Origin of the sequence: Alteromonas sp. KUL17 (genome assembly GCF_006538305.1) — a bacterium.
Classification (GTDB): Bacteria; Pseudomonadota; Gammaproteobacteria; order Enterobacterales; family Alteromonadaceae; genus Alteromonas; species Alteromonas macleodii.
Genome location: NZ_BJKJ01000006.1, coordinates 83,826 through 96,318, shown reverse-complemented (window position 1 = coordinate 96,318; position 12,493 = coordinate 83,826). Strand labels below are relative to the sequence as shown.

11 protein-coding genes are annotated in these 12,493 nt (G+C 46.9%); 8 read left to right on the top strand and 3 right to left on the bottom strand.

Annotated features, from left to right (window positions below; all coding sequences use genetic code 11):
* Positions 1 to 79 precede the first annotated feature (79 nt).
* Positions 80 to 448: a hypothetical protein gene (locus tag KUL49_RS07640; protein WP_242633771.1), complete on the top strand. Its 369-nt coding sequence runs from the start codon at positions 80 to 82 to the stop codon at positions 446 to 448.
* Positions 449 to 519: 71 nt separating this feature from the next.
* Positions 520 to 2,637 (top strand): TonB-dependent siderophore receptor, encoded by a 2,118-nt coding sequence (locus tag KUL49_RS07635; RefSeq protein ID WP_131136928.1) that lies wholly within the window; start codon positions 520 to 522, stop codon positions 2,635 to 2,637.
* A gap of 155 nt (positions 2,638 to 2,792) precedes the next feature.
* Here KUL49_RS07635 and KUL49_RS07630 read toward each other — a convergent pair whose 3' ends face one another.
* Positions 2,793 to 3,575, bottom strand: coding sequence for a sulfite exporter TauE/SafE family protein (locus KUL49_RS07630; RefSeq protein ID WP_101566267.1), 783 nt, complete (start codon positions 3,573 to 3,575; stop codon positions 2,793 to 2,795).
* Positions 3,576 to 3,692: 117 nt separating this feature from the next.
* On the opposite strand from KUL49_RS07630, the gene KUL49_RS20780 reads away from it, so the two are divergent.
* From KUL49_RS20780 to KUL49_RS07605, 6 genes are all read left to right on the top strand, one after another.
* Complete coding sequence (locus KUL49_RS20780) at positions 3,693 to 3,869, top strand: hypothetical protein (RefSeq protein ID WP_014977695.1); 177 nt, start codon at positions 3,693 to 3,695, stop codon at positions 3,867 to 3,869.
* Positions 3,870 to 4,196: 327 nt separating this feature from the next.
* Positions 4,197 to 4,619: a nuclear transport factor 2 family protein gene (locus tag KUL49_RS07625; RefSeq protein WP_014951158.1), complete on the top strand. Its 423-nt coding sequence runs from the start codon at positions 4,197 to 4,199 to the stop codon at positions 4,617 to 4,619.
* Positions 4,620 to 4,763: 144 nt separating this feature from the next.
* Complete coding sequence (locus KUL49_RS07620) at positions 4,764 to 5,474, top strand: hydrolase (protein WP_131136927.1); 711 nt, start codon at positions 4,764 to 4,766, stop codon at positions 5,472 to 5,474.
* Positions 5,475 to 5,538: 64 nt separating this feature from the next.
* Positions 5,539 to 5,907: a c-type cytochrome gene (locus KUL49_RS07615; RefSeq protein WP_131136926.1), complete on the top strand. Its 369-nt coding sequence runs from the start codon at positions 5,539 to 5,541 to the stop codon at positions 5,905 to 5,907.
* A 10-nt stretch (positions 5,908 to 5,917) separates the two neighbouring features.
* On the top strand, positions 5,918 to 7,678 hold the full coding sequence (locus tag KUL49_RS07610; protein ID WP_131136925.1) for an amidohydrolase: 1,761 nt from the start codon (positions 5,918 to 5,920) through the stop codon (positions 7,676 to 7,678).
* Positions 7,679 to 7,690: 12 nt separating this feature from the next.
* Positions 7,691 to 8,545, top strand: a complete 855-nt coding sequence (locus KUL49_RS07605) for a pirin family protein (protein ID WP_131136924.1) — start codon at positions 7,691 to 7,693, stop codon at positions 8,543 to 8,545.
* 116 nt (positions 8,546 to 8,661) lie between these two features.
* Here the strand turns inward: KUL49_RS07605 and KUL49_RS07600 are convergent, their stop codons facing one another.
* Together KUL49_RS07600 and KUL49_RS07595 are read right to left on the bottom strand one after the other, a co-directional pair.
* Positions 8,662 to 10,041, bottom strand: coding sequence for a 5-methyltetrahydrofolate--homocysteine methyltransferase (locus tag KUL49_RS07600; RefSeq protein ID WP_131136923.1), 1,380 nt, complete (start codon positions 10,039 to 10,041; stop codon positions 8,662 to 8,664).
* A 40-nt stretch (positions 10,042 to 10,081) separates the two neighbouring features.
* Positions 10,082 to 12,484 carry a TonB-dependent receptor gene (locus tag KUL49_RS07595; protein WP_242633770.1) on the bottom strand — a complete coding sequence of 801 codons (2,403 nt, stop codon included), beginning with the start codon at positions 12,482 to 12,484 and terminating at the stop codon, positions 10,082 to 10,084.
* Between the last annotated feature and the right edge of the window lie 9 nt (positions 12,485 to 12,493).

Here is a 12,493-nt window from a genome sequence, read left to right as displayed (position 1 = left end):
AGGCTATGATAAAAAGGCGCTAACCAGATAAAGAAAAATGACTTTAAGACGCCTACTTACACTAACACTTTGCCTTTGTATGCTTTTGCAGAATGCATTAGCACTTGGCCTTGCTGCCCATACTATGCAGCAAGCACGTGCGTTTGTAGGTGAAGATATTGAACTTATTTGTACTGGCAAGACCATGCGCTACATTTCAATTAGCGCCACTGAGTTTGAAGGTGAGTTCGTTTTTGTTAGCCCCGAACTGCTCAAAGCACCCGCCGAGCACGTTGACTGTACCAATGGCACGTTAGCCGACTTACCTCAGGTTGACGAGCCACTACTTGCCACATTACCTTTGATATCACTAGTTCGCTATCGCGCTCTAGTCGCGCGTTTAGCGGCTAAGCCCTTTACAGATTTTGCTTACGCGGCGCCGCTAAGTCGTGCCCCACCATACGCATAACAACCTCCAAAACACACTGAACATGCATGCTTTCACCATGCACAACACTCGTTTTTTAAAATGGAATTGTTATGAAGCAATCTATCATTGCGCTTGCCGTATTCACTGCGTGCGCGCCCGTACACATTTACGCAAACACCATCGACTTGGCCGATAACACTTCGACAGAAGTGGTCACCGTTATTGGCACACCGCTTTCCCTTAGCACGCAAAATATCGAGCAAGAGTCTGTTAGTGCTGCCAGCAATATTGACGCTGACTTTGGCGATCAGCTTGCCACATTACCTGGCGTGTCGATATCTCGAAACGGCCCAGTCACCGGACTTATTCAGTATAGAGGACTTTACGGTGACCGAGTTGGCGTAAGCATTGATGGCGTTGATATCGCTGGAGCAGGACCAAACGCCATGGACTCGCCCCTTTCTCATGTGCTGCCAGAGCCAGGACTGACCGCCACCCTTTACCGGGGGATTGTGCCAGTAAGTGCAGGTGTGCAGACGCTAGGCGGAAAGCTTCGCATTCACTCTGATGCCTCAGCACTTTTTGACTTGAATACAGGCTTTAGCGGTAGCGTAAGTGCCAGCGCAATATCTCCGGGGAGCGGTCAGCAATACCAAGGCAATCTGTTTTATAAGAGTGAGCAGGCTTTTGTTAGCGGCGCCTTCACTCATCAGCAGCGCGACGAACAAGAGTCGGGAGATAACAGCGTTATACCAAACAGCCATTACCAAAGAAATGGCGGTAAGTTTAGGGCGGGCGTCGAGTGGGGCAATCACCAAGTCGATGTGAGTTATCAGCAACTTAATACTAACGAAAGCGGCACGCCTGCTTTAGCCATGGACATTGGTTTTATTGATGCCGCTTGGTATCGACTGGGCTATCGCTATAACGCAAATGATAGGGAGTTCTTCACGTTAAGCTGGTTTGGCAACAGCAACCAACATGCCATGGACAACTTCTCACAGCGCATGGTGATGTCTGCCGATATGGCGAGAGAGAATAACGCTGATGCTATTGCTCAAGGCTTGGATGCCACCTATGTAATGCCATTTTATGAAGGTGACCTCAAACTGGGTGCCTATCTGCACCACAGCAGGAATAACTCGACCATCACCAACCCTAATAACGGCATGTTCTTCGTTGATAACTTTACCAACGTAGAAAAAGACACAGCCAGCGTATACGCAGAATGGCAGCGAGATAAAGCATCTTTTTCAACAACAATTGGTACCCGATATACACGTGTTGACATGGATGCCGGGCTAGCCGGTTCTAATATGGTTATGATGAACCCAGCCATTGCTTCACTCGTTGATGATTTCAACGCGGCAGAACGCAGTAAGAGCTATAACATGTTAGATATTGCCGCTAGCACGCGATATCACGCCAGCGACAATGTCGATGTTGTCCTTGGGGTATCGCAGAAAAACCGTGCCCCTACTTACTTCGAGCGCTATACGTGGCTACCTCTTGGTATTTCTGGGGGAATGGCAGACGGATTTAACTACATTGGTAACTTGGCTCTAGACAACGAAACTGCACGCCAGATAGATGTGGGTATTGATTACCGTTTCAAAAGCTGGTCAGTTTCTCCTCGTCTCTTTTATCAAGATATTGAAGACTATATTACTGGTTCTCCCAGCACGAATATGGCTGCCAATATGGTCTCTACCATGATGGCAGGCACAACACCATTTCAGTGGACTAATACGGACGCCGTAATCAAAGGGGCAGATCTGACTGTTTCGGGTAACGTGTTTGATAACGTAAGGCTTAACGCAGTAGCAAGTGTTCAGCACGGTAATCGCGACGATATCGACGATGCGTTGTTTCGTATTGCCCCCGAACAGCTGATCACCACCATTCAGTGGGACACACAGCTGCTTGATACGCCAATGGCACTCCAATTAACGTCAGAATTGGCAGGAGCACAAAACCACGTTTCAGCGCTACAAAGTGAAAACACTACCGCTGGATATGGATTGGTGCATATTACGGGGCTTTTCACCCTTATAGATAATGCACAGTCAAACCTTCAGGTAACGGCAACCGTTCATAACCTGTTTGATAAACACTACGCCCCACACACAGCAGGAATTAACCGTGTGATGAATACTGATGTTGCAGTAGGTGAGCGAGTACCCGCTGCGGGGCGAGAGTGGCATTTATCGCTGAGCTACAGGTTCTAACCGTTTAAAACTCAAACTCCAAAAGGCATAAAGATAAACCAGTGATTCTCCTTCGCTGGTTTATCTACTCGTAATGTCTGATACACATGCCGTTTTAAACGCTAGAAATGAAAACTTGCGCACTAACGTAAGTATTTTGAAGGTAAAGAACTGTGTCAGATTACAGCGGGAAATAAGGTTGAGAATGCCTGCCACAAGAGCCGCAGGGCCAACAGTGTCACCACTATCTTGAACGCCAGCATAAATTTTTCAGCGGGGACACGCTTTAATACTTTCAAGCCGATGAATGTGCCGAGCGCACCACTGGCAATCATAATAATGATTAGCCCGGCCCACTGGGCAAAAGAAAACCCTACAAAGGTAAAAACAAACGCTTTAAGGCCGTGTTGCAGTGTCATACAGCTGGCAAACGTGCCGGTAATCTGCATTTTGCTGTAATTATTTCGGTGTACAAATGCTGCCACCAGAGGCCCTGTGGCACCTACAAACATTGAAACCAGCGTGGTTACCACTCCGGCCAATGTTCTACCCGCGGGGTTCATTTCTTGTGCTTTGGGTTTACTCCCCCACACCAGAAATAAAATAAATGCGGCAACCGCAAATTGAATAATAACCAACGGCAGCTGAACCACAACAAACGAGGCCAAAAAAGCGCCAACGATTGCTCCTAAAGAAAAATACTTCAGCATATTCCAGTCGATATGCCTTGCCGTCATCAGTGCACGGTTACCATTTGAACCAAGCTGTACTAAACCGTGAACCGGGATCAGCGCACTGACTGGCATAGTACCGGCCATTACTGCCAGTAATAAGACCCCGCCACCAATACCCAGCGTTGCTGTCATCATCGACGTAAAGAAGGAGGTAACAACAAGTACTACTGATGATGACATCGACATCGCATCATTGGCCGTTAACCAGCTATAAAGTAACTCCAAGGGTCAAATTCCACCTTAATTCGTAACACAGTTTGTATGGTTTGAATGATCATTACACCAAAACATATCGTTTAAATATCATACAAAACTCACGCCTAGCGCGTAAGGTTATTTATCATGCCTTCTATTAGTTATTTAAACAAAGCACTTCGAATAATACGTGACAAGCAGTGTACAAAAGGCGCTAAGCTAGTTGCCAGGCAACTTCTCCGCAATAGCGGGTTCACTGATAAAGATATTTATGATTGTTTAAAGCAGGGCACGATTATTCGCATTACCATATTTGAAGCCTAGGGTAGCGTGAGACCTTACATCTTACACTTACCGCTTGCCCACCCACTCGCATGGGTCTAATTTCTATACCTAAAAACCCATTGACTTTCTTCATTGTGCACAGGATACTCGGGTCATTAAATACTCACTAGCAGCGCACTGTTTTTAAATACTATGCCTAAAAACACGAATACACATACTGCTTACTCAGCGTCTGCGCTGATTATTATTCTCGCTATTCTAAGGAATGGGCGGGTTAGCTAGTGCGTAAATAGAATTCACTAAACCCGCCGCAAAGGCGGGTTTTTTATTGGCTCGTCTTGCGGTAAAAATAACGGAACGACAGCCATGAACAATCCAATATCTCACGTGTTACAACAGTTGCATGACGCAGTAAACCGCGGCGATCAAGACGCCTTATCCCAATGTTATGCTAGCGATGCAACAGTGGTCGCGACCCCTATGTCCAGCTCAACGCAAAACCAAGCCGCTGAAGAACATGCCACGCAGCGAGACTGCGTTGATGCCCTGCTTAAATTTCAAAAGAAATTCATGCCCGATCATTTTGTTACAACCGGAGATGAACGGGTTATACAAGCCGGTGACGTAGCGCTAGTCGTCGCTAAGCTTTACCTTGTTCCTAAAGCAACACCCAACGCCCTACCCTGCGAGGGTAAGCGCGCCGTTTACGTTCTGCAAAGGGATGCAAGTGGTGAATGGCGCTGTGTCATCGATAACTTCTTCGGTACTGATTTGTTAGATTTTGCGTGATTCTCTCAAATCTAGGCATTTAATTCTAAAAATTAGAATAAATTGATGAATTTTTACGCATTTTAAATTAACAAAAACGAACATAAGATTTATCTCGAGGTTTACGAAGTACTCACAACAAACTTAATCCAAGAGGAAATCACAATGTTCAATATTAAAAAATCAATGGCAGCACTTGTTACTGGCTTAACCTTTCTTGTTCCTTCTGTGCAAGCGGGAGAGCCAGCCAAGAGCCTTCTGACACCCGACAACCACACGGTCATTCTTATCGACCACCAGCCTCAAATGGCGTTTGCAACACGCTCACATTCAATCGAAGATGTGCGCAACAACGTTACAGGTCTAGCAAAATCTGCAAAGGCATTTAATGTACCCACCATTCTGACAACCGTAGCTGAAAAGTCATTCAGCGGCCCGCTTTTCCCGGAATTAAAAGCAGTATTCCCCGACCAAACACCTATTGACCGCACAACGATGAACACCTGGGAAGATAAGCGAGTCACCGACAAGGTTAAGAAATTTAAAAAGAAAAAAATTGTTATTGCAGCGCTTTGGACAGAAGTTTGCGGTGTAGGGCCAGTGCTGTCTGCCATTGAAGAAGGCTATGACGTGTATTTTGTAACCGATGCGTCTGGCGGTGTATCTAAAGAAGCTCACGACATGGCGGTTCAGCGTATGATTCAGGCAGGTGCTCAACCCATTACTTGGTTGCAGTACCTTCTAGAACTTCAACGTGATTGGGCTCGCACTGAAAGCTATGTGGACGTGACAAACATCGCAAAAGAACATGCTGGGGGATACGGTTTAGGCCTTATTTACGCAACCGAAATGTTTAACGCCAAAGAAGGCCAGTAGCCTTCAATGCGACAGGTCACCGTGACCTGTCGCACTTGTATCGTTACTGCACGAGGAGTTTAACATGAGAGCTTTGCAACCACTTGTAGCACTATTGACTGCGCTTTATATCGCAACACTTTCTTTCAGCGTTAGCGCTAATACCGATAGCGCGCAATACGAAAAAAGCCAAACACTTTCACAATACTGTATGGGGTGTCACGGTGAAACAGGCATTGCCAACATTGAAAGTAACCCTAATTTGGCAGGTCAGAACAAACCGTACCTAGTTTATGCACTTAAAGCTTATCGCGACGGCATCAGGAAAGGCGGAATGGCCAGCATCATGCGCCCCAATGCATCAGGGCTTAGCGATGACGATATTGACGCCCTAGCCACTTATTTTGCAGCCCAGTCAGGTAAACAAACCACTAGCCAAAGCAGCAATAACTAGGAGCTATCCCATGAATTTATTATTGTCACGTTTTTCGATTGTTGCTCTATTGTTTGGCGCTAGCCAGGCAATGGCTGCCCCAGATCTGGTCGTTGTAAATGCAAAAATCACAAATTCGAGCGGCCAAACCTATACGGCTCTTAGCGTAGAAAACGGTAAATTTAGCGCCTTTTCGCAAGATGCCCAACAGCTGCTAGCAGACGCAGATAGTGCCACTCAAGTAATCGATGCAAAAGGACAGCGGCTCATTCCAGGTATTAATGACTCGCATATGCACGTAACGCGTGGAGGACGTTTTTATAATTTAGAAACTCGCTGGGAAGGTATTACAAGCTTGAAAGAAGGCTTAGCCATGCTAGAAGCACAAGCCAAACGCACGCCCAAGGGGCAATGGGTAAGAGTCATTGGAGGTTTCAGCCCTTATCAATTTGAAGAGAAGCGCTTACCTACACCACAAGAGCTTACCGACATCGCGCCAAACACACCGGTATTTGTGCTTCATCTTTACTCAGGTGGTGTGCTCAATAAAAAAGGCCTTGAAGCACTGGGAATAGACAAAGACACCCAAGCACTAAAGGGAAGCGTGATAGAGCGAGATGCTAACGGCAACCCCACAGGTGTTTTGCTCGCTCAACCCAACCCAATGATTTTATATAAGACCATTGCCGCGCTGCCTCAACTAAGCGCAAATGAACAGTTAAATTCCAGTCGACAGTTTTATCGCAAACTACTTAGCCTAGGCGTAACCAGTGTAGTAGACGCAGGCGGCGGTGGCCATACCTTTCCTGAAGACTATACAGCCAGTGAAACCCTTGCCAAGCTCGGTGAGTTACCGATACGGGTTTCCAATTACTTGTTTCCGCAAGTTCCCAATAAAGAAATGGTGAGTTTTGCAACGTGGATGAGCAAGTATGAAGCAAATCAAAATCATCATATACATTTAGACAATGGCTATGTAATTGAAGGCGGTGGCGAGCTACTCACTTATAAAGCGTCAGACTATGAAAACTTTCGTGCGCCACGCCCTGAACTTCCAGGCGAAGCCGAAGATGCGCTGGAAGAAGTGATTAGGCTTCATCTATTGCAGCAGTGGCCGTTTAGGCTCCATGCCACTTATGACCAATCTATAACACGTATTTTAAACGTACTTGAACATATTCACTCAACACAGCCCGTTGATAGCGTGCGCTGGATTATTGACCACGCCGAGACGGTGTCTGACGAAAACCTAGCGCGCATTGCAGCATTGGGTGGCTCGATTGCGGTACAAGGTCGTATGGCCTTTGCTGGTGAGGATTTCGTTGAGCGATATGGCGCCGAGCAAGCCAAGCGCACGCCCCCTATAAAGCAAATGCTTAGTGCTGGTATCACAGTGGGCTTAGGCACAGACGGTACCCGCGTTTCAAGTTTTAATCCATGGGCAACCTATTACTGGGCAGTGAGCGGAAAAACCGTGGGTGGTTTTGATTTAGGTACAGAACATGTAGACAGACTGACAGCCCTTAAGCTATTTACGCAAGGCAGCGCTGCACTATCTGGAGAAGAAAAGGTTAAGGGTAGATTACGACCTGGCTTTTACGCTGACTTTGCTATTCTTAACCAGGATATCTTAACAGTAAGTGAAAAGGCATTGCTAAACACACAAGCACAGTTAACTGTCGTAGACGGCAACGTCGTTTTTGCCGATAGACAGCAGTACCCAGAACTCGCAACACCAATAGAAACAGCCGAGCCCGCGTGGTCACCGGTTAACTTCTCCCAACAACGTTAATTGAGAAAGACCATGGCAAAACGAATTTCATCTCACAAAAAAGATTTAGGTGGCTTCTCAGTAAGTCGCATTATTCCCCACGTTGACGCAAGGAGCATTGGCCCATTTGTTTTTGTTGACCATATGGGACCTGCACATTTCCCAGCAGGCAGCGGCATTAACGTTAGGCCCCACCCGCATATAGGACTGGCCACCATTAGCTATTTAATGGAAGGTAGTATGCTGCATAGGGATAGCTTAGGCACTATTCAGGAAATACAGCCTGGCGACGTAAACTGGATGACAGCGGGTAAAGGCATTGTTCACTCTGAGAGAGAGACCATTGAAACCCGAGGCAGTGACCATGTGCTAAACGGACTACAGTGCTGGGTTGCATTACCCGAAGAAAAGGCAGATATGGAGCCCAGCTTTATACACGTTAACAAAGCTAAACTGCCTTATATACATCGTGAAAAAGTACTGATGCGACTAATTGCAGGGGAAGCGTACGGCTATACGTCACCGGTTAAGACGTACTCACCCATGTTTTATTTAGATGTGATAACAGAAGCAGGAGCGGTTATTGAGCGTCCATGTGGCAATTCTCAAACGGCCTGTTACGTTATTTCCGGAAAAGTAAAACTAGGCGATGCAGTATTCAGCGCAGGCGAATTTGTGCTATTGGACGATGAAAGTGAAATTGAAACCATGGAGAATAGTCGCTACTTCCTTTTAGGTGGAAAGAAAATGGAGAAACAACCCATTTTACGTTGGAACTTTTTGGCGTACTCTCAAGAGAAAATAGAAGACGCTGAGGCTCGTTGGGCAAACGGGTTATTCCCAACTATTCCGGGCGATGACCGCGAGTTTATTCCGCTGCCTAAATAAAGCTATTGTTGTAAGCAGCTCTAGCAACAAACTAATGGCTTTAAGCACAAAATACATTAAAACCGAAAAGAGCAGGCTTATAGCCTGCTCTTTCATTAGCGTAATACCACTACGTATTAATGGTCGTGATCGTCGTGCTCATGTTCTTCTGCAATACCTAGCCAAACTGCACCTGCAGGCTCAAAATCCAGTTCAAGCAAGGTTTCCGTGGTCTCGGTTTCCAAATCAACAGCAAGGATAGCTTGCGCAACAGGGTCAACAACAAACAAGGCTTCTTCGTGTTGCGATGCCGCCATGCTAAATGACTGACCTTCTGCTAGGTTTGCGGCGCTGGCACTGGCCACATCAATTTTGTGCGCAAATTCCCAGTGCGTGTCACCGTCTTCTTCATGCGCTTCTAGCAGTGTTACAAAACCTTTGTCATCTAAAATAACAAAGAATTCACCGCCCATTGAGAAGCCGTATGACACTGCATGAGCGTCAGTCTCTGGCTGCCAGTCAATCACGCTCATTGTGCTAGTTACAGGCGACACATTGGCCAAGATGGCGCTGCCACCGCCGTGCTGTGAAGCAATACCAATGAACGCTTCTGCGTGTTCATGTCCATACATTGTGCCAATGCGCAAATCGCCAAGCCCATCAATGTTGTCAATAAACGCGCTGGTAAATACCTCGTCATCTTCGTTGAGAATTAATACGCCGTCGCTACAGCCAAATGCCACAGCGATTTCGTTTTGAGCGGCGCCATGTAAATCAGCACACTCGCCATCAAAGCGTTGCTCTTCTTCGTACTCGCCATCATGCCAGTGATATACCGCAACGCTGTCTGGCAAGATTGGGTTAGCAGAACGAGACTCTGCATCGTCACGACGTACGGTACTAATCAGCATGTCACCTCGAGGTTCGGCGACACCGTGCATGTTTACGGTAAACTCCAAAGTAGGAACTTCGGTAATTTCACTGGCAATTTGGGTGTCAGTTACCACTTTTACCGCTGCCGGCATGCTGGTATCGGCATTTCCGTCGTAAAACACAGCAAGCTGACCGTCGTGTGTTACTACGTGAGTCGGTTGACTACCTTCAAGGGTGAAACCAGACAGACTTGGGGCTTCTTCATAGTCGTGCAGATGCTCTACGTGATCTTCTCGCCATAATCCACCGTCAAGAAACTCAGTTAGTCCGTTTGCTCGGCTGTTGATGACTGCAAAGCGATAGTCTGCGGAGGCGCTTACACTGCTTCCATCAAAGGTTGCAGAAAACGTATCAAGTACTGAATTATCATCTAGATCAAAGACAGTGAGCGTATTTGATGCAGCATCGGCAACAACCAATCTGCCTTCACTTTCAATTTCATAATCTGAGTCGTGATCGTCGTGGTCGTGATCATCCTCTGGCACCTCAATAGGATCCAGCTCTACAATATTGGTTTCTGCATCACCACAGCCTGCGAGCAAAAGTGCGCTGGCTATGGCGCTTAGTACTAGTCTATTTTTCATGTGTGTATCCCTATCAATAATTCTTTTTTATAAGCTGATCTTAGAAGTAACCGCGTACGCCGAAAGCAAAGTTTCTACCCGGACGTGGTGCAATATCTTTCAAAAATGAAGTGTGAACGCGCGCTTCTTCGTCGGTTAGGTTTTCACCGCTCAGGTAAACCGATAAATCAATATCTCCCAAAGGAATGTCGTACGTGATTGAAGCATCAACAAGGGTGTAGCCGTCCGTTTCAGTCTCGAACGTCGAGATATCGTCTTGTTTTGCAAAATATGTGATGTCTAAATCTGCGCGAATGTTATCTAACGTGTAGGCAACGTGTGAGCCCACTCGCATGGGCGAAGTGCGAGGCAGTGCACCACCATCTTTAAGGCGGGCTTTAACGTAGTCGGCGAAGAAATCGAGTTTTAGGTTGTCAGTGGTTTGCCAGGCAACTTGTAACTCAAAACCATGAAGAACGGCGTCAGCTGAATCAAACAGGTAAACAGGTAATTCATCGCTGTGTTCATCATGCCCTTCTTCACCGTGCCCTTCTTCGCCATGATCATGGTCATGGCCACTTTCAGCGAATAAGCCGGTTTCTTCTTGGAAGTAGTAGTTATCTACTTGGTTATAAAAAGCATTAAATACAAAGCCAACGTCACCCTGTGTTTTTCTGAACGTTAGGTCGATGTTATTTGCTGTCTCAAGATCGATTGCCGTTTGAGAAAGCACAAACTCGCATTCCTCTGACAAATCAAACAGGGCGCCAATTTCATAGGTACGGGTGCCAATATGCGGGCCAAAAGAAAGAAGCTCAGAGGCAGAAGGGGCGCGCTCTGAACGGGAAAGTGAAACGCCCACGTTATAGCTTTCATTAATGGTATAAACTACACCCGCTGATAGCGATATAGGTGTAAACTCTTGAGCTACCGCGAACTGTCGTACGAACTCGCTGCCTTCATGTTCATGTTCGTCGTGAGCATGCTCATCATGATCATGTTCATCGTCGTGCTCGTGAGCGTCAAGCTCAGGCAACAGCACACTTGATGCGTCTAATGTTACGCTTTCCGCTCGCGCCCCTAATTGAACCAGAAAATCACCAAAGTGACGCTCTTCCATGAGTGCTACAGCAAACATCTCCATTTCTGAAGGCGGTGTAAAGGCTTCTTCGCCTTGAGCAAATACATCGCTCCCTTTGTAATGAAGGCTGATACCACCGCGCCAGCCAGCCATGGGTTTATGCAATAACTCTACGCGAAGTTCTTCGGTTTCATTACTAAAAGTGGTACCTACTAAACCGCCCTCAACTTCAGCATGTTCATAATCGGTATAGCCCGCTCTAAAGTGAACACTTTGCAAAAAGTCATTGGTAAAGTTGTACTCACCTAAAAGCTGATACTTAGTTTGCTCAAGATCAGCGAATACCGAAGTATCTCCGCCATGGCTGTGCCCAGGCACGCCATACTCTCGCTCAAATCGCTCTACCGCTACGCCAACATAGCCTTGGTCGAATAAATAGCTGGTCCCTAACGTAAACCCATTCGATTCTTCGTTACTGTTTTCAACCACATGGGCGCCATCTGGGTCATCAATGTTAGGGGCAACAGGTGTTTCATAATCATTTGAATCGCGATAAAAACCGTCAGCGTAAAAGGCTATGCTGTCCACCCCAGTAGTCACGTTAAACGTTCCAAGTTTCTGGTCGTTAACGGTTTGCGTTTCTAATACAAATTCACCGCGCGTTTCAGTGGACGTGGGCACACGTTGGTCAACTACGTTCACCACACCGCCTATCGCACCGCTTCCGAAGAACAGGGTTGCTGGCCCACGCAGCACTTCAATTTGTTTAGCGGTTGAGGCTTCACTTGCTACTGCGTGGTCGGGGCCAACACGGGAAACGTCGCTCACATCCAAGCCATTTTGAGTAATCAGTACCCGTGGTCCGCTAAGGCCACGAATAATTGGCGTACTCGCAACATTGCCATGGAAGTTAGACTGCACGCCGGGTAATTTTTCTAGCGTATCGCCCAGCGTGGCCGCTTGTTGCCGACGTAAGGTTTCGCCAGATAACACGCTCACTGGTGTGGCCGATTCCATCACCGATAAATGCATAGGCGTGGCGTGCACGTCAATCACTTCGATAGCACTGCGCGCCAAGACAAAGTTAGCGCCTTCTGCGTTGTCAGATTGAACTTGCGTATGCTCATGTAAGTGAGCGAAACCAGAGGCGAATATGTGAAGCGTATAGTCGCCTTCCTTTACGTTAGAGAAAGTAAACTCGCCCAGCTCGTTAGTGCTGGTAACGCGCTTTAGCGCCTCAATTTCAACAGTGGCATTGGCGAGCGGCTTTCCGGCTGCATTAGTTACCGTGCCAGAAAGTGTTTGTGCCAGCGCTGACGGAGATGCTAATAGCAACGCAGGCGCTGAAAGCGATAAGCCTAACGCCAATCGAGACAGTTTCATTATTCTAAC

What these genes read in the sequence shown, in the direction of transcription:
- KUL49_RS07640 (WP_242633771.1), top strand. Translation starts at nt 80, where the DNA reads ATGCTTTTGCAGAATGCATTAGCACTTGGCCTTGCTGCCCATACTATG.
- KUL49_RS07635 (WP_131136928.1), top strand. Translation starts at nt 520, where the DNA reads ATGAAGCAATCTATCATTGCGCTTGCCGTATTCACTGCGTGCGCGCCC.
- KUL49_RS20780 (WP_014977695.1), top strand. Translation starts at nt 3,693, where the DNA reads ATGCCTTCTATTAGTTATTTAAACAAAGCACTTCGAATAATACGTGAC.
- KUL49_RS07625 (WP_014951158.1), top strand. Translation starts at nt 4,197, where the DNA reads ATGAACAATCCAATATCTCACGTGTTACAACAGTTGCATGACGCAGTA.
- KUL49_RS07620 (WP_131136927.1), top strand. Translation starts at nt 4,764, where the DNA reads ATGTTCAATATTAAAAAATCAATGGCAGCACTTGTTACTGGCTTAACC.
- KUL49_RS07615 (WP_131136926.1), top strand. Translation starts at nt 5,539, where the DNA reads ATGAGAGCTTTGCAACCACTTGTAGCACTATTGACTGCGCTTTATATC.
- KUL49_RS07610 (WP_131136925.1), top strand. Translation starts at nt 5,918, where the DNA reads ATGAATTTATTATTGTCACGTTTTTCGATTGTTGCTCTATTGTTTGGC.
- KUL49_RS07605 (WP_131136924.1), top strand. Translation starts at nt 7,691, where the DNA reads ATGGCAAAACGAATTTCATCTCACAAAAAAGATTTAGGTGGCTTCTCA.
- KUL49_RS07600 (WP_131136923.1), bottom strand. Translation starts at nt 10,041, where the DNA reads ATGAAAAATAGACTAGTACTAAGCGCCATAGCCAGCGCACTTTTGCTC.
- KUL49_RS07595 (WP_242633770.1), bottom strand. Translation starts at nt 12,484, where the DNA reads ATGAAACTGTCTCGATTGGCGTTAGGCTTATCGCTTTCAGCGCCTGCG.